19 protein-coding genes are annotated in these 16,917 nt (G+C 65.6%); 5 read left to right on the top strand and 14 right to left on the bottom strand.

Going from position 1 to position 16,917, the window contains the following annotated elements:
* Positions 1-24 precede the first annotated feature (24 nt).
* From trxA to J3E61_RS23915, 14 genes are all read right to left on the bottom strand, one after another.
* Positions 25-390 (bottom strand): thioredoxin, encoded by a 366-nt coding sequence (gene trxA, locus J3E61_RS23980; RefSeq protein WP_192720619.1) that lies wholly within the window; start codon positions 388-390, stop codon positions 25-27.
* 69 nt (positions 391-459) lie between these two features.
* Entirely contained in the window at positions 460-684 is a 225-nt protein-coding gene (locus J3E61_RS23975; RefSeq protein ID WP_192722344.1) for a zf-HC2 domain-containing protein, read from the bottom strand.
* Between the two features lie 14 nt (positions 685-698).
* Positions 699-1,328 carry a sigma-70 family RNA polymerase sigma factor gene (locus J3E61_RS23970; protein WP_192720620.1) on the bottom strand — a complete coding sequence of 210 codons (630 nt, stop codon included), beginning with the start codon at positions 1,326-1,328 and terminating at the stop codon, positions 699-701.
* An 18-nt stretch (positions 1,329-1,346) separates the two neighbouring features.
* Positions 1,347-2,063, bottom strand: coding sequence for a flavodoxin family protein (locus tag J3E61_RS23965; RefSeq protein ID WP_210085232.1), 717 nt, complete (start codon positions 2,061-2,063; stop codon positions 1,347-1,349).
* On the bottom strand, positions 2,060-2,689 hold the full coding sequence (locus tag J3E61_RS23960; RefSeq protein WP_210085231.1) for a hypothetical protein: 630 nt from the start codon (positions 2,687-2,689) through the stop codon (positions 2,060-2,062). The genes J3E61_RS23965 and J3E61_RS23960 overlap by 4 nt, the downstream gene beginning before the upstream one ends.
* Positions 2,690-2,720: 31 nt before the next feature.
* Positions 2,721-3,599: a MarR family transcriptional regulator gene (locus J3E61_RS23955; RefSeq protein ID WP_210085230.1), complete on the bottom strand. Its 879-nt coding sequence runs from the start codon at positions 3,597-3,599 to the stop codon at positions 2,721-2,723.
* A 14-nt stretch (positions 3,600-3,613) separates the two neighbouring features.
* The gene (locus J3E61_RS23950) at positions 3,614-4,189 is read right to left on the bottom strand and encodes a hypothetical protein (RefSeq protein ID WP_210085229.1); all 576 of its coding nucleotides are present in this window, start codon (positions 4,187-4,189) and stop codon (positions 3,614-3,616) included.
* Positions 4,190-4,257: 68 nt separating this feature from the next.
* Positions 4,258-4,605: a metal-sulfur cluster assembly factor gene (locus tag J3E61_RS23945; RefSeq protein ID WP_210085228.1), complete on the bottom strand. Its 348-nt coding sequence runs from the start codon at positions 4,603-4,605 to the stop codon at positions 4,258-4,260.
* A complete protein-coding gene (locus J3E61_RS23940) occupies positions 4,583-5,053 on the bottom strand; it encodes an SUF system NifU family Fe-S cluster assembly protein (protein ID WP_210085227.1) in 471 nt (156 codons plus the stop codon). The genes J3E61_RS23945 and J3E61_RS23940 overlap by 23 nt, the downstream gene beginning before the upstream one ends.
* Positions 5,050-6,306, bottom strand: coding sequence for a cysteine desulfurase (locus J3E61_RS23935; RefSeq protein ID WP_210085226.1), 1,257 nt, complete (start codon positions 6,304-6,306; stop codon positions 5,050-5,052). Before J3E61_RS23935 ends, J3E61_RS23940 begins: the two co-directional genes overlap by 4 nt.
* Before the next feature lies 1 nt (position 6,307).
* Positions 6,308-7,075 carry a Fe-S cluster assembly ATPase SufC gene (gene sufC / locus J3E61_RS23930; protein WP_192720628.1) on the bottom strand — a complete coding sequence of 256 codons (768 nt, stop codon included), beginning with the start codon at positions 7,073-7,075 and terminating at the stop codon, positions 6,308-6,310.
* A complete protein-coding gene (gene sufD, locus J3E61_RS23925; RefSeq protein ID WP_210085675.1) occupies positions 7,075-8,247 on the bottom strand; it encodes a Fe-S cluster assembly protein SufD in 1,173 nt (390 codons plus the stop codon). Before sufD ends, sufC begins: the two co-directional genes overlap by 1 nt.
* Positions 8,244-9,689, bottom strand: coding sequence for a Fe-S cluster assembly protein SufB (gene sufB, locus J3E61_RS23920; protein ID WP_210085225.1), 1,446 nt, complete (start codon positions 9,687-9,689; stop codon positions 8,244-8,246). The genes sufD and sufB overlap by 4 nt, the downstream gene beginning before the upstream one ends.
* On the bottom strand, positions 9,686-10,501 hold the full coding sequence (locus J3E61_RS23915) for a transcriptional regulator (RefSeq protein ID WP_210085224.1): 816 nt from the start codon (positions 10,499-10,501) through the stop codon (positions 9,686-9,688). The genes sufB and J3E61_RS23915 overlap by 4 nt, the downstream gene beginning before the upstream one ends.
* Before the next feature lie 24 nt (positions 10,502-10,525).
* On the opposite strand from J3E61_RS23915, the gene mptB reads away from it, so the two are divergent.
* The 5 genes from mptB (at position 10,526) to J3E61_RS23890 (ending at position 16,908) form a co-directional block, all read left to right on the top strand.
* Positions 10,526-12,238, top strand: coding sequence for a polyprenol phosphomannose-dependent alpha 1,6 mannosyltransferase MptB (mptB, locus tag J3E61_RS23910; RefSeq protein WP_192720631.1), 1,713 nt, complete (start codon positions 10,526-10,528; stop codon positions 12,236-12,238).
* Complete coding sequence (locus J3E61_RS23905; RefSeq protein WP_210085674.1) at positions 12,229-13,167, top strand: ABC transporter ATP-binding protein; 939 nt, start codon at positions 12,229-12,231, stop codon at positions 13,165-13,167. Before mptB ends, J3E61_RS23905 begins: the two co-directional genes overlap by 10 nt.
* Positions 13,164-13,937 (top strand): ABC transporter permease, encoded by a 774-nt coding sequence (locus tag J3E61_RS23900; protein ID WP_210085223.1) that lies wholly within the window; start codon positions 13,164-13,166, stop codon positions 13,935-13,937. Before J3E61_RS23905 ends, J3E61_RS23900 begins: the two co-directional genes overlap by 4 nt.
* 95 nt (positions 13,938-14,032) lie before the next feature.
* Positions 14,033-15,514 (top strand): amino acid permease, encoded by a 1,482-nt coding sequence (locus J3E61_RS23895; protein ID WP_192720633.1) that lies wholly within the window; start codon positions 14,033-14,035, stop codon positions 15,512-15,514.
* Complete coding sequence (locus J3E61_RS23890) at positions 15,511-16,908, top strand: FAD-binding oxidoreductase (RefSeq protein WP_210085222.1); 1,398 nt, start codon at positions 15,511-15,513, stop codon at positions 16,906-16,908. The genes J3E61_RS23895 and J3E61_RS23890 overlap by 4 nt, the downstream gene beginning before the upstream one ends.
* Positions 16,909-16,917 lie beyond the last annotated feature (9 nt).

Raw genomic sequence — 16,917 nt, 5'->3', positions numbered from 1 at the left:
GTGCACGCTATCGCGTGCGTTTCGCTAGTTCGCTTCGCCGTTGCCCTGCGCGGCGATCGCGGCGTCGATGTCGAACTCCTTGACCCGCTGCACGAGCTGCTCGAGCGCCGCCGGCGGCAGTGCGCCCGCCTGGTTGAACACCAGCTTGCCCTTCTTGAAGGCCATCAAGGTCGGGATCGAGCGGATGTCGGCTGCCGCGGCCAGCTGCTGCTCGGCCTCGGTGTCGACCTTCGCGTAGACGACGTCGGGGTGATTCTCCGAGGACGCGGCGAACGTGGGCGCGAAGGCCTTACACGGGCCGCACCACGACGCCCAGAAATCCACCAGCACGATCTCGTTGTCGTTGATGGTGTCGTTGAACTGTTCGGCGGTGATGTCTCGCGTAGCCACGATGTTCCTAACGCTGCTGTCAATCTGTCTGTTCCCAGCCTATGGTCAGCACAAACTGGGCGGTAGTGGTCAGGTGAAGTCTTTGAACGCGTCCAGCAGGCGGTTGCGGAATGCCGGGTCGAGGTCGTCGTCGCGGATCTTGCCGACCGTGGCCACGGTCTCCCGGAACTGCTGAAGGTAGTTCTCGCAGCCATCGCACTCCAGTAGGTGCATGTCGAACCGTGCCCGCGTCTGTAGGTCGAGCGAACCGTCCAGGTAGGCGGTGACGAGCTCGACCAGTTCGTTGCAGTCCATGGCGTCGCGGCCAGTCATGAGGCGTCCTCCAAATACTCTTCGAGCGCCTGCCGGACGGCGGCCCGGCCACGGTGCAGCAGCACCCGTTGGTTGGCGACGCTGATGTCGAGCAGGCCGCACACTTCGGCGGAGTCGAAGCCGAGCATGTCGCGAAGCGTGACAACCGTGCGCTGACGGTCGGGCAGCTTCTCCAGTTCGGCGCGCGCGACCTCGACGAGCTCGTTGCCGAGCAGTGTGCCCTCGGGGGTGTCGGGGAACGGCGACGGCTCTTCGCCTTGCTTCCAATGGCCCGGGTACGGATCGTCGGCCGTGCGGAACCGGGCCGGGTCGACGGTGCCAGTGGAAGCCGCGATCGCTGCGTCGGCATCACGGCGCTCGCGCATACCCCGTGCCTTGGCGATGTTGATCATCACGGCGAAAAGCCAAGTGCGCAAAGAGGATCGGCCCTCGAAATTGTTGATGCCCTTGAGCAGCGCGATCCACGTCTCCTGGACCACTTCTTCTGCGATCTCGCGGCTGGGCACATAACCCCGCGCCACCCGCAGCATCGATGGCGCATGCTGATCGACGAGGTGGGCGAACGCGGCTTCGTCGCCGTCGCGCAACGCGGCGATCAGCGCGGCTTCGTCGACTGTTTCGGTCATCACGGTCACGGTAACCGCTCAACGGTATTCAGGATTGGCAAAGTCGTAGCGGCATCCCGCATCCCATCCCGAGCGGATGTTTCCGTAAGCGGGCACACCTCCGCTTGCCTTCAACATCCGGGCCAGATGCATCAGGTTCCACGTCATGAACGTGGTGTTGCGGTTGGTGAAGTCGTTCTCGGGCCCACCGGATCCAGGGTCCAGATACGACGGCCCCGGCCCGGCCTCGCCGATCCAGCCCGCGTCGGCCTGCGGTGGAATCGTGTAGCCGATGTGTTGGAGGGTGTATAGGACATTCTGTGCACAGTGTTTGACACCGTCCTCGTTGCCGGTGATCAAACAGCCGCCCACCCGGCCGTAGTACAGATACTGGCCGGAGTCGTTGAGCAGATGCGAGCCCCCGTAAAGGCGCTCATGCACCTGCTTCATCACGGAGCTGTTGTCCCCCAGCCAGATCGGGCCTGCGAGTACCAGAATGTCGGACGCCAGCACCTTCTCGAAGATGACGGGCCAATCGTCGGAGGCCCAGCCGTGTTCGCGCATGTCTGGCCAAACCCCGGTGGCGATGTCGTGATCGACGGCGCGAACCACCTCCACCTCGACACCGTGTTTCGCCATGATTCGTGAACTGATGTCGATCAGGCCCTCGGTGTTGCTGACCTCCGGCGACCGTTTCAACGTGCAGTTGATGAACAGGGCCCGTAGGCCACTGAAGTCGGTGTTCAACTCCGTCATCGCGATTCCCTTCTGCCCTCTTCGAAGAACTCGGTGATCTGCGCGGCCAACGCGTCCACATCGTGCGCCGGGTCGAGCGCATACACGGCGCCGAAAGGCGCGTTCCAGAACGATCCGGTGCGCTTGGTCCATGGCCCGACATACGCGTACGGCGTCGGGTGGTAGTCGTCACCTGCTGAGACGCCGTAGTTCACCTCGTCCTCGGTGGCCGCGACGTCGAAGTGCTCGGGCCACAACACGGGATGCGCCTCGGGCAGCGCGCTTTTGATCGCGTGTCCGCCTGCGTAGTGGCTCCGATAGAGCCACTCCGCAGCTGCCGCGTCGACGTCCAGCGTCGCATCCACGGGTAACGGGTCGACGATTTCGTACACCCCGGCGGGCGGGCCAGCCGCGACCCCGGCGGCTTCGGCCAACGTGCGAACCGGTCCGGCCAGTTCGGCGGCGCCATCGGGCCAGACGAACTGCGTGCCGCGCACAGCCAATGGGACGGCCACGCCTGCGAACCCATCCGGGCGCACCGCAAGCCGGACCGTGCCCGCTGACCGGTACTGCGGCCCGGCGATCAGGCTTTCGGCCACTCCCCGTAGCTGTCGCCGGGTAGCGACGTAAGACTCGTCGAGGCTCATACCGACTGAGTTACCAGATACCGGCCGAGCGTTACAGCGACTTCTCGAACCAGTGATGGGCGTAGGGCTCGTCGTTGAAGGGAGCGACTTCGCGGTACCCGGACGTCTGATACATCTGGATCGCCTCGGACAGCTCGTCGCGCGTCTCCAACCGCATCAGCCGTAGCCCCTCTGTGCGGGCCCGGTTCTCCAGCTCGTAAAGCAACCGGCGGCCCAGCCCCAGGCCGCGAACCGATGGCGCCACCCACATCCGCTTCACCAATCCGACCGCGTCGGGATGAAAGATCAGCGCGCCGCAACCGACAGGTTCGCCGTGCAGCGATGCGACCAGCAAAAGCCCTGCGGGCGGGGTCATTTCGACGTCAGCGACAGGGCTGCGCGCCGGGTCGTAGCCACCCTCGAAGCGGACAGCGAGCTCGTCGTAGTAGGTGTGCAGACAGAGCCGGGCGTCGCGGTGGCGCGGATCGCATTGCCGAACCTCGACCGTGGAGGCGATCAGCAGGCGTTCGACTTCTGCCATGGCGCTGACGAGCTCGGTGCGTTGTCGCGCGTTGAGCGGTTGCAGGATCGCCGCTGCGGCGTCGTCGGAGCGCTGGTCGAGCGCGGCGAGCTCGCGGCGGCCTGCCGCCGTCAGCCGGGCGATGCGGATGCGCCCGTCGGCGGGGGTCTGCTCGACGACGACGTGACCGGCGGTCTCCAGTGCACGCAACAGCCTGCTGACGTACCCAGAGTCCAGGTCCAGGCGTTCCCTCAGCGAGCGGACATCACAGCCGTCGACGCCGATCTCCCAGAGCAACCGGTTCTGCCCGAGGGAGCGGTCGCTGGCCAGATAGTTCTCGTTCAGCACGCCGATCCGCTGTGTGACGGTGCGATTGAACCGCCTGACCTGCGCCACCAAATCCGCCGTCATATCTCTGACCTTAGTCAGAGATCCGTCTGGTCGGCACGCCGTTTTTCGAGAATGTCGCCGGCGAGATCGGCCGCGCGATCGCTATTGGCCAGCAGCCGGTCCCGTCGCTTGGGCCACCACAACAACTCGGCCAGCAGAGCAACCAGGTAAACGAGGGAGACGATCGCGTTACCCCAGGTGCCGAAGATGCTGTCCCACAACGCCGTTCCGACGCTGACGACAAGGACGAGCGGTAGCACCCAGCGATACGGCTTGGCCTGTTCGGCCGAAGCATGCATGCCGCCGCTGTAATCAATGACCGCCGCCGCCAACTGCGGGTCGCCGATGGGCTCGCCGTGGCGGGCGGTGCGCGCGACCGTCACGCGGTTCTTGCTCGAGAGTTGTTTGGCGCCAGGCCAATAGCGGGCCATACGCCGCGGCATCCAAATTCCGTAAATCAATCCGGTGGTGACGCCCGCGAGAATGCCGGCGAGCAGCAGACCGGAGTCCAACCAGGCCATGGCTCCGAGGACGATCCCGAGAAAACCACCGATCAGCATCGCCCGGCGAAAAAAACCGCCTCGCCACACAAACGCCGGAACCGTGACCACAGTGCGATTGTGAACGAGCAGCCCCGTCCACAACCGCCGAACCGCCGACTTATCGTCGGCCGTGCAGGTTAGACCGTGAAACCCAACGCCCGCAGCTGTTCGCGGCCGTCTTCGGTGATCTTGTCAGGGCCCCACGGCGGGTTCCACACCCAGTTGATCCGGATCTCGTTGACGAGCCCGGCACCGACCAGCGCGGTGCGTGACTGATCCTCGATGACCTCGGTGAGCGGACATGCCGCCGACGTCAACGTCATGTCGATCAACGCGACGTTGCCCTGCTCCCCCTTTTCGACGTTCAGGTCGTAAACAAGGCCGAGATCGACGACGTTGATACCGAGTTCGGGGTCGACGACATCGCGCATCGCCTCCTCGAGGTCGGCGAGCAGTTCGTCGTTAGGCACTGCGGTGTCGCTCATCTGCGATCTCCTCACTGGCTTGCGCTAGAGCATCCTTGAAAGCCATCCAACCCAGCAGCGCGCATTTCACCCGCGCCGGGTACTTGGCGACGCCGGCGAATGCGATGCCGTCGCCGATCACCTCCTCGTCCCCCTCGACGGTGCCACGTGAGGACACCATCTCGGTGAACGCCGCCACTGTCTTCAACGCATCGCCGACGTTCTGGCCGATCACCTGGTCGGTCAGCACCGACGTCGAGGCCTGGCTGATCGAGCAGCCCTGCCCGTCGTAGGAGACGTCATCGACACGCTCGCCGTCGTCGCTCAGCGCGACCCGCAACCGCACCTCGTCTCCGCACGTCGGGTTGACCTGATACGACTCGGCGCCGAACGGCTCACGCAGCCCGCGATGGTGCGGGTGTTTGTAGTGATCGAGGATCACTTCCTGATAGATCTGCTCCAGTCTCACGCGAAGAACTCCACCGCCCGCCGGACGCCGGCGACCAACCGGTCGACCTCGTCGAGCGTGTTGTAGACCGCGAACGAGGCGCGTGCGGTCGCGGCGATGCCGAACCGGCGATGCAACGGCCACGCGCAGTGGTGGCCCACCCGCACTGCGACACCGTCGTCGTCGAGCACCTGCCCAACGTCGTGGGCGTGAATGCCGTCGACGACGAAAGACACCGGCGAGCCGCGGTTTTCCAATGAGGTGGGCCCGATGATCCGCACGCCGTCAATGCCGGACAGCCCGCTGAGCGCCGCGGCGACCAACTCGTTCTCGTGCGCCTCGACCGCGGCCATGCCGATCTCTCGCAAATATCTCGCCGCGGCTGCCAGACCCACCACCTGCGAGGTCATCGGCGTTCCTGCCTCGAAGCGTTGCGGCGCAGGAGCGTACGTGGTCTGCTCCATCGTGACGGTTTCGATCATCGACCCGCCGGTGATGAACGGCGGCATCGCGTTGAGCAGCTCGCTGCGGCCGTACAACACGCCAATGCCGGTGGGGCCCAGCATCTTATGCCCGGAGAACGCTGCGAAGTCGACGTCGAGCGCGTGGAAGTCGACCGGCTGATGCGGCACCGACTGGCAGGCGTCCAGCAGCGTCAGCGCACCGACCGCCTGCGCACGCGACACGAGTTCGCCCACCGGGGCGACGGCGCCGGTGACGTTCGAGTGATGGCTGAAGGCAACCACTTTCACGCGATCGTCGAGCGTCAGCGAGTCCAGATCGATGCGGCCGTCGTCTGTTACCCCGTACCACTTCAGCGTCGCGCCCGTGCGCCGCGCCAACTCCTGCCACGGAATCAGGTTCGCGTGATGCTCGAGCTCAGTGGTGACGATGACGTCGCCGGGGCCGACCGCGCGTTCGAACCGGTTGTCGCCGAGCACATAGGCGACCAGGTTGATGCCTTCGGTGGCGTTCTTGGTGAACACCAGCTCGTCGGGATTCGCACCGACGAACGCCGCGATGTCGGCGCGGCCCTGTTCGTAGGCGTCGGTCGACTCCTCCATCAACTGGTGCGCACCGCGGTGCACCGCGCCGTTGGAGGTGGTCAGAAAGTCCCGCTCGGCGTCGAGCACTTGCACCGGCTTCTGCGATGTCGCACCGGAATCCAGGTACGCCAACTGGCTTCCGCCGCGCATCACCCGCTTCAGGATCGGAAAGTCGGCCCTGACTTTTTCGATATCCCGAGTCAGGTCGAGAACCTGCGCGGCGGTCATGTCAGGCCCCGACCGCCTGCGTGAAGCGCTCGTACCCGTTCTCTTCGAGCTCGTCGGCCAGTTCCGGTCCGCCGGATTCCACGATGCGGCCGCCGACGAACACGTGCACGAATTGCGGCTGGATGTAACGCAGGATGCGGGTGTAGTGGGTGATCAGCAGGACGCCGCCGTGCTCTGCTTCCGCGTAGCGGTTGACGCCCTCGCTGACGACGCGCAGTGCATCGACGTCCAGACCGGAGTCGGTCTCGTCGAGGATCGCGATCTTGGGCTTCAGCAGCGACAGTTGCAGGATCTCGTGGCGCTTCTTCTCGCCGCCCGAAAAGCCTTCGTTGACACTGCGTTCGGAGAACGCCGGGTCGATGTCGAGGTCAGCCATCGCGCCTTTGACCTCTTTGACCCAGTGCCGCAGCTTCGGCGCCTCGCCGCGAACGGCGGTGGCCGCGGTGCGCAGGAAGTTCGACATCGACACACCTGGCACCTCGACGGGATACTGCATCGCAAGGAACAGGCCTGCGCGTGCGCGTTCGTCGATGCTCATCTCGAGCACGTCCTGGCCGTCGAGCGTGATCGAGCCCGACGTCACCGTGTACTTGGGGTGGCCGGCGATCGCATAGGACAGCGTGGACTTGCCGGATCCGTTGGGGCCCATCAACGCATGGGTCTCCCCCGAGTTCACGGTGAGGTCGACGCCCTTGAGGATCGGGATGTCGGTCCCGTCCTCCTTGGAGACGACGCTGACGTGCAGGTCCTTGATTTCCAGTGTGGTCATCAGTGAGTGATTCCTTCGGTTAGCTCAAGTTCGTGTTCGATGGCCGCGGTGAGACGTTCACGCACCGCAGGGACGGCGATCTTGCCGATGATCTCGCCGAAGAAGCCGCGCACGACCAGCCTGCGGGCCTGGTCCTCTGGAATGCCGCGGGCCTGCAGATAGAACAGCTGCTCATCGTCGAAACGACCGGTGGCACTGGCGTGCCCGGCCCCGACGATCTCGCCGGTCTCGATCTCCAGGTTCGGCACCGAGTCGGCACGCGCGCCGTCGGTGAGCACCAGGTTGCGGTTGGTCTCGAAGGTGTCGGTTCCGGTGGCCGCGGCCCGGATCAGCACGTCGCCGATCCACACGGTGTGCGCGTCCGGCTTCTTCGAATCGGGATCGCCTTGCAGCGCACCCTTGTACGTGACGTGCGAGCGGCAGTTCGGCTGAGCGTGGTCCACCAGCAGCCGCGACTCGAAGTGCTGGCCGTCGTCGGCGAAGTACAGCCCCAGCAACTCGGCGTCACCGCCCGGCGCACAGAACTTGGCCCGCGCCGTCAGCCGCACGACGTCGCCGCCGAGCGTGACTGCGACGTGGCGCAGCACCGCGTCCTTGCCGAGCGCGGCGTGGTGTGTGCTGACGTTGACCGCGTCATCCGCCCAGTCGGCGATCGACACGATGGTCAACCGGGCAGCGTCGCCGACCACGAATTCGACGTTGTCGGCATAGGTTCCGCTGCCGCGCTGGTCGATGACGACGACCGCCTCGGACAGCTCACCGACCCGCACCTGCAGGTGCCCGTAGGCGACCTTGCCCTCGCCGGGCCCGGTCACCGTCACCTGGATCTCGTCGCGGACGACGGTGTCCTTGGGCACCTCGATCAGCGTCGCGGTCTCGAACGACGAGTACGCTTGCGCCGCAACACGATCAGCGGGTGCACCCGCCGCGCCCAGTCGCGAGTCGTCACGCCCGACCCGATCGACTCGCACGTCATCCGATGTCTGGACATCGATTGTGGCCGCGCCGGTCGCAACAGCCGAACCGTCGTGCAGGCCGCGCAACCGCCTCAACGGCGTGAAGCGCCAGAGCTCGTCGCGACCGTGCGGCACCTCGAAGGCGTCGACGTCGAACGACGTGAACAGCTCCCCCTTGTTGATTCCCTCGACAGCAGTAGTCAGCTCAGCCACTATCCGACAGCGCCTTCCATTTGCAGCTCGATCAGCCGGTTGAGCTCCAGCGCGTACTCCATCGGAAGCTCCTTGGCGATCGGCTCAACGAACCCGCGCACCACCATGGCCATCGCCTCGTCCTCGGTCAGGCCGCGGCTCATCAGATAGAACAGCTGATCCTCGCTGACCTTCGACACCGTCGCCTCATGGCCCATCGTCACGTCGTCCTCGCGGATGTCGACGTACGGGTAGGTGTCGCTGCGGCTGATCGTATCGACCAGCAGCGCATCGCATTTCACGCTTGACCGCGAACCGTGTGCGCCCTTGTTGACCTGAACGAGGCCGCGGTAGGACGCGCGGCCGCCGCCGCGGGCCACCGACTTGGACACGATGTTGCTCGAGGTGTTCGGCGCCAGGTGCAGCATCTTGGCGCCGGTGTCCTGGTGCTGACCTTCGCCCGCGAACGCCACCGAAAGCACTTCGCCCTTGGCGTGCTCGCCGGTCATCCAGACCGCCGGGTATTTCATCGTGACCTTCGAGCCGATGTTGCCGTCAACCCACTCCATGGTTGCGCCTGCCTCGGCCCGCGCCCGCTTGGTGACAAGGTTGTAGACGTTGTTCGACCAGTTCTGGATGGTCGTGTAACGGCAACGGCCACCGGGCTTCACGATGATCTCGACGACCGCCGAATGCAGCGAATCACTCTTGTAGATCGGCGCGGTGCAGCCCTCGACGTAGTGCACGTAGGCGTTCTCGTCGACGATGATCAGCGTGCGCTCGAACTGGCCCATGTTCTCGGTGTTGATCCGGAAGTAGGCCTGCAGCGGGATGTCGACGTGCACGCCGGGCGGCACGTAGATGAACGAACCGCCTGACCACACAGCAGTATTCAGCGCGGAGAACTTGTTGTCGCCCGCCGGGATCACGGTGCCGAAGTACTGCTTGAAGATCTCCGGGTGTTCCTTCAGCGCGGTGTCGGTGTCGAGGAAGATGACGCCGAGCTTCTCCAGATCCTCGCGGATCGAGTGGTAGACGACCTCGGATTCGTACTGTGCGGCGACGCCAGAGACCAGTCGCTGCTTCTCGGCCTCGGGGATGCCCAGCTTGTCGTAAGTGTTCTTGATGTCCGCCGGCAGGTCGTCCCACGTGGCGGCCTGCTTCTCGCTGGAGCGCACGAAGTACTTGATGTTGTCGAAGTGGATGCCCTCGAGGTTCGAGCCCCAATTCGGCATCGGCTTCTTGTCGAACGTGCGCAGCGCGCGCAGCCGAGTCTCCAGCATCCACTCCGGCTCGCTCTTCTTGGCCGAGATGTCGCGCACCACCGCTTCGGACAGTCCGCGCTGTGCGCTGGCGCCCGCCGCGTCGGAGTCCACCCAGCCGTAGCCGTACCGGCTCAGCGAGGCGATGGCCTCGTCCTGGCTGAGCGGTTCGCCCACCTTGTGGACCTCGGGAGTGGTCGTCATGTCGACGCTCCTTGCTTGCTCGTGGTTTTTCCGACGCGGGCTGTGCGCCGGATCGATTTTGGCTTCTCGGGGGTGAGCGGGACGTGGGTGGTGCATGCGCAGTCGCCGTTGACGATGGTCGCCAGCCTCTGCACGTGGGTGCCAAGGATCTCGGCGAACGCCTCCCGCTCGGTCTCGCACAACTCGGGAAACTCCTCCGCGACGTGTGAAACCGGGCAGTGGTGCTGGCAGAGCTGAATGCCGTGGATCGGCCCGGTCACCGGTGTCGTGCTGGTCGCGTAGCCGGCCTTGGTCAGCGCCATCGCCACCCTGTCTGCCTTGGCTTCAACGTCGCCTGACCCCTCGGTTACTCCCGCGAGGATGGCATCGATGCGGCGCCTTGCGAAGGTGCGCACGGCGTCGTCGCCGCCGATCTCCCTCAGCTGTCGCATCGCGGCAACAGCCAGGTCGTCGTAGGTGTGCTGCAGCTTGGCCCGGCCCTGGGCCGTCAGCCGATACCGCTTGGCCGGCCGCCCGCGGCCGTGGTGCTGCCACGCGGCAGCGGCGGCCGATTGCGCGTCGCCGGCCTCCAACAGCGCGTCGAGGTGCCTGCGCACGCCGGCGGCGGAGATACCCAGCTGGTCGCCGATCTCACCGGCGGTGATCGGCCCGGATTCCAGCAAGAGCTGGACGATCGCGCCACGGGTGTGGCGATCGCTGGATGTCGCCACCGCGGCGGCTCCAGCGCTTTCCGGACCGAATTTCACAACACTATTGTGACGGAATTCAGGAAGGCGGTAAAGCAAGGGTCCCCTTATGGTGACGGGAACCATACGGACGGCCGTTACGCTGCTGTGGTGGCGCTCCGCCTGCGGACTCTCAGTACGTCGATCGCCGGATGGCACGGCGACGAACGCGCCGTCGGCTCCCCGCTCAACGACGCCGAGCTGATCGCGTTTCGCCGCACCCGCCTGTTCGGTGCCACCGGCACGGTGTTGATGGCGATCGGCGCGTTGGGTGTCGGCGCGCGTCCCGTGGTTCAGGACCCGACTTTCGGTGTCCGCCTGTTGAATCTGCCCTCGCGCATCCAGACGGTGTCGCTGACCATGACCACCACCGGCGCGGTGATGATGGCGCTGGCCTGGCTGATGCTCGGTCGGTTCACGCTCGGCGACCGGCGCATGACACGCAGTCAGCTGGACCGGACCCTGATGCTGTGGGTGCTGCCGCTGCTCATCGCGCCGCCGATGTACAGCAGAGACGTCTACTCCTACCTGGCGCAGAGCGAGATCTCGCTGCAGGGCCTCAACCCCTATCGCGTCGGCCCCGCCCCGGGGCTGGGCCTCGACCATGTCTTCACGTTGTCGGTGCCGAACATGTGGCGCGAGACGCCTGCCCCGTACGGTCCGTTGTTTCTGTGGATCGGGCAGGGCATCTCGGCGCTGACGGGAGAAAACATCGTGGCGGCGGTGCTGTGCCACCGGATCGTCGTGCTGCTCGGCGTCGGCCTGATCGTGTGGGCGGTGCCGCGGCTGGCGCGCCGCTGCGGGGTCGCCGAGGTGAGCGCGCTGTGGCTGGGCGCGGCCAACCCACTGCTGATCATGCATCTGGTCGCGGGCATCCACAACGAGGCGTTGATGCTGGGCCTGATGTTGGCCGGCACCGAATTCGCGCTGCGTGGCGTCGATGCGGTCGGCCCGCTACTGCCGAAACCCTGGGCCTGGCCACATGGCCGCGACGAATGGGCGCGTTGGCTGCCGATGGGCAGTCTTCTGCTCGGCATCGTGCTGATCACGTTGTCGTCGCAGGTGAAGCTGCCGTCGCTGCTCGCGCTGGGCTTCGTCGCGATGGCGCTGGCCTGCCGCTGGGGCGGCACGGTCAAAGCGTTTCTGATCTCGGGCGGGTCGCTGACCCTGGTGTCGGTGGCGGTGATGGCGCTGATCGGCTGGGCCAGCAGCCTCGGCTTCGGCTGGCTGTACACACTGGGCACCGCCAACGTCGTGCGCAGCTGGATGTCGCTGCCGACGTTGTTGGCGTTGGGGACAGGACAGGTCGGCATCCTGTTGGGGCTCGGCGATCACACCACCGCGGTGCTCGGACTGACGCGTGCGATCGGTGTGTTCACCATCGCGATCATCGTGACGTTCCTGCTGCTCGCCGTGTTGCGCGGGCGACTGCATCCGGTCGGTGGGCTTGGTGTGGCGCTCGGCATGACCGTGTTGCTCTTTCCGGTGGTTCAGCCCTGGTACGTGCTGTGGGCCGTGATCCCGCTGGCCGCGTGGGCGACCAGGCCGGCGTTTCGCACCACAACGATCGTCGTCACGCTCGTCGTCGGGATATTCGGCCCGACAGCCAACGGCGACCGGTTCACGCTGTTCCAGATCCTGCTCGCGGTGGTGGCAAGCACCGTGATCGTGCTCATACTCATCAGCCTGACGTACTACCGCCTGCCGTGGCGCAAGCTGCCAGACCCCGGGCGTCCGCAGGTGGAGCCGGTGCCGGAAATCGTCGAACCGGCAATACCGGCGCCGCAGCCTGCCAAGCCCGGCGCTTACGCTGAATCCCCGTGAGCCCCGACTCGACTGCCCCCGTGCGCCTGCGCGGCGTCGTCAAGCGGTATGGGTCGACGACGGCCGTCTCCGAACTCGACCTCGACGTGAACGCCGCTGAGGTGCTCGCGCTGCTCGGCCCCAACGGCGCAGGCAAGACCACAACGGTGGAAATGTGCGAGGGCTTCATCAAACCCGACGCGGGCAGCATCGAGATCCTCGGTCTGGATCCTTTCGCTGACAACGCCCGCCTGCGCGAGCGCATCGGTGTGATGCTGCAGGGCGGCGGCGGCTACCCGGCCGCTCGAGCCGGCGAAATGCTGAATCTTGTTGCGGCGTATGCGGCTAACCCACTCGACCCGCAATGGCTGCTGGACACTCTTGGCCTCACCGAGGCGGCGCGCACGACCTACCGCAGGCTGTCCGGCGGCCAGCAGCAGCGGTTGGCGCTGGCGTGCGCGGTGGTCGGCCGTCCTGAGCTGGTGTTCCTCGACGAGCCGACGGCGGGCATGGATGCACACGCGCGAATCGTGGTGTGGGAGTTGATCAATGGGCTCCGCCGCGACGGCGTGACCGTGGTGCTGACGACACATCAGCTGACCGAGGCCGAGGAACTGGCCGACCGAATTGTGATCATCGACCACGGTGTGGCGGTGGCGACCGGCACACCGGCGGAGCTGATGCGCAGCGGCGCCGAGAACCAGCTGCGGTTCCGCGCGCCACGGATGCTCGATCTGTCGCTGTTGGTGTCGGCCCTGCCCGAGAGCTACCAGGCGACCGAGACAGCGCCGGGCGAGTACCTGGTCGAGGGCAACATCGACCCCCAGGTGCTGGCCACCGTCACCGCCTGGTGCGCACGGCTGGATGTGCTGGCTACCGACATGCGGGTCGAACAGCGCAGCCTCGAGGACGTGTTCCTCGATCTGACCGGCCGGGAGTTGCGATCATGACCAATTTGTTTGCGTCAGGGACGTTTTCGCCCGATCCCCGCCCCGCGACCGTGCAGAAGATGCTGGCCGCGCAGTTCGGCCTCGAACTCAAGCTGCTGCTGCGCAACGGCGAGCAGCTGCTGCTCACCATGTTCATTCCGATCACGCTGCTGGTCGGGCTGACGCTGCTGCCGCTGGGGTCGTTCGGCCCGAACCGGGCGGCGACGTTCGTGCCCGCGATCATGGCGCTCGCGGTGATCTCGACGGCGTTCACCGGGCAGGCCATCGCGGTGGCTTTCGACCGTCGGTACGGCGCGCTGAAACGCCTCGGCGCGACGGCGTTGCCGGTATGGGGCATCATCGCCGGAAAGTCGCTGGCCGTCGTCACCGTCGTGTTCTTACAGGCGATCTTGTTGGGCGCCATCGGTTTTGGCCTTGGCTGGCGACCCAACATCCTCGGCTTGTTGCTCGGCGCCGCGATAATCGCGCTCGGCACCGCGGGTTTCACCGCACTGGGCCTGCTGCTGGGCGGCACGTTGAAGGCTGAAATCGTCCTGGCGATCGCCAACCTGCTGTGGTTCGTCTTCGCAGGCCTTGGCGCGCTCACACTCGAAGGCGGCATGGTGCCGCACAGCGTGCAGTGGGTGGCCCGGCTGACGCCGTCGGGCGCGTTGACCGAAGCGCTGACACGGGCGATGACGCTGTCGGTGGACTGGTTCGGCATCACGGTGCTCGCGGCATGGGGCGCAGTCGCCGGACTATGCGCGCTGCGCTGGTTCCGGTTCACCTGACCAGCCAGCGAATTTTTACGTAAACGACAATTCGGTCTGGAAACAGATGTCCGGTCAGCTAGTGTCCGGGTATCACCCGCCACGAGAGGCCCAAAATGACGGCTGAAAATCTGGCGGAGACCACTTCTGCCGACGTCGATTGTCGGGACTGTGGCTACGAGCCGGAACTGAAACGAACACTCGGCGCTTTTCAGATATTCGCGATCTCGTTCGCGTTCATCTCGGTGGCCGTCGGCATCTTCGCGACGTACGACGACCTGCTTATTACTGCCGGGCCCGTCGGTATCTGGCTGTGGATCCTCGCGGCAATAGGACAGGCTCTGGTGGCGCTGGTGGTAGCGCAGTTCGCCGCCCGCATCGCGCTCAGCGGCTCGTCGTATCAGTGGGCCTCACGGCTGGCCAACCCGAAGATCGGTTGGTTGTTCGGGTGGCTGACGTTCTGGTACCTGGCGATCGCGGTGGTCGCCCTCGACAATGCGCTGGCCAGTCAGGCGTTCATGCCGTTGGTGGGGATGCACCCGAGCGAAGACACCGCTCGGCTGATCACGGTCGCGATACTGATCATTCAGGCTGTGCTGGTGATCGCCTCGACGCGCCTGCTCGGCCTCATCACCTCGGGCGCGGTGGGAATCGAACTCGCCATCGTCGCGGTGTTGGTGGTCGCGCTGGCCGCGGTCATGGTGTTCACCGGCAGCGGCGACATCGCCAACCTCACCTCACGCGGCATCACCGCAGGGGCGCCCAACTACTTCGCCATCGGCGGCGGGTTGATGGCCGGCATGATCATGGGCCTCACCACGCTCGTGGGATTCGACTCTGCGGCGAATCTCGCCGAAGAGGCCAAGGATCCCTTTCGCAGCGTCCCGCGAGCGATCGTGGCTTCAGTGGTCGCGGCCGGCGTTCTCGGGCTGGTATTCCTGATCGCACTGACCGTCGCAATCAAGGACATTCCGCGCGTGAGCGGCAGCGGCTCGCCGGTCGCCGCGATCATCCGCGATCAGCTCGGACCGGTCACGGAGCGAATCCTGTTGGCGGGGCTGACGTTTGCCATGTTCGGCGCCGGGATGGTGGTGATGGCGGCATGCTCGCGGCAGGTGTTCGCCATGGCGCGCGACGAACGCTTCCCCGCGCACGGATTGATGCGGCGAGTCAATCCGCGCACCCAAACTCCCGTCCCTGCGACGATCCTGATCCTGGTTGTGGGTGTCGTGTTGATGCTCGCGCTCCCGGGTGCGGCGCTGATGCAGCTGATCATCGGCTCGACGATCCTGCCTGCGCTCATCTACGGCGCGATAGTGATCCTCTACCTGGCGGTGCGGAAACGACTCGAGCACAGGGAGGGCGGCTTCAGTCTGGGGCGCTTCGAGCTGCCGGTCGCGGTCGCTGCCCTGACCTGGGAGGCGTTCGTGTTGTTCGTGCTCGTCACACCCGGCGACGCCACGGTGCCCACCCTGATCGTCATCGGCCTGATCGCTGCCGGAGGGGTCTATTTCGGTTATCTGATGATGTTCAACCGCAAGGTGCTCGACACCGAGCCGGGCGATGACATCTTCGCCGCACCCGAAGCGGTGGTGTGAGGTCTACGACCGCACGGCCGGCTGAGTTGACCGGCCGCGTCGTCCGAGCGGTCGACGCCGACTACCCGATCGCCAGCGCCGGCTGGAACCTGCTCTTCACCCACAATCCCGCAGTGATCGTGTTCGCCCAAGAGACGGAGGACGTGGTCAACGCGCTGGCGTGGGCGCGACAAAACGATGTCGCACCCCGGGTGCGCAGCGGCCGGCACTGCCTCGAGGGCTGGTCAAACGTCGACCACGGCATTGTGATCGATGTCAGCGAATTGAAATCGGCAACGGTCGATGCCGCGTCGAACACGGCGGTCGTCGGCGCTGGGCTGAACCAACTCGAGGCCGTTACCGCGCTCGGCAACGCCGGCCTTGCGGCGCCAACCGGCACCGAAGGATCCGTCGGTCTGGTCGGCGCGACCCTTGGCGGCGGCTTCGGGCTGTTGACCCGCGCCTTCGGCATGGCGTCGGACAATCTCATGGCAGCCGAAATTGTCGTGGCGTCGGATGACGGTGGGGCCGACGCCATCATCGCCGACGAGCAGAACAACACAGATCTGCTCTGGGCACTCCGCGGCGCCGGGAACGGCAACTTCGGAATCGTCACATCGCTGACCTACCGGGTTCGCCCACTGACGCAGGCCATCTACCTCACCGCGACGTGGCCGCGGATGGGCGACCTACCGGGCGTTTTCGAAGCCTGGCAGCGTTGCGCCCCCTACACCGACAACCGGCTCACCAGCCAACTCGAGATCAACCGCGATGAGTTCCAGCTGGTCGGTGCGCTCGCATCCGGAACAGCGGCAGAGGCAATGCAGCTGCTGGCGCCGATCCTGTCGGTCGGCAAGCCGACCATCTCGACGGCGGACGCGACTTGGGCCGAGATCTACGCGGGCTTCCAGATACCCACAGCCGAGGAGCCCAGGAACTGGAAGTTCAACTCGCAGTTCATCTACGACCCATTTCCTGCAGAAGCTATCGAACTCGTCGCCTCATTCATGGCGAAGGCTCCCGCGCCGGGTTGCAACTATTTCACCAATGCCTTCGGCGGAGCCCTCACGGGCAGTGAACCGTCGGGCGGATCGGCGTTCGCTCACCGCAACGCGCTCTTCTACGCCGAGCCCGGCGCCGGCTGGGGTCCTCGTCGGGGCGACATACCGGCTGAGACAGTCGCGGCCGACCCGCTGACACCGAAGTGTCTGGCCTGGATCGCCGAGTTCAGCGAAGCGTTGGCGCCGTACGTGAATGGTGCGTATGTCAATGTGCCGAATGCCGGTACAGCCGACTGGGAGACCGCCTATTGGGGACCCAATGTCGACCGACTGCGCACGATCAAGGCGAAGTACGACCCCAACAATGTCTTCAGCTTCGAACAGAGCATTCCACTGCTGCACGACCGACGATAAGGGAATGAA

The sequence above is a fragment of the Mycobacterium sp. OAE908 genome, from assembly GCF_017872775.1.
In the GTDB taxonomy this organism is placed as follows: Bacteria; Actinomycetota; Actinomycetes; order Mycobacteriales; family Mycobacteriaceae; genus Mycobacterium.
The sequence above is the reverse complement of the archived record's forward strand: the minus strand, read 5'-3'. Positions and strand labels throughout refer to the sequence as shown.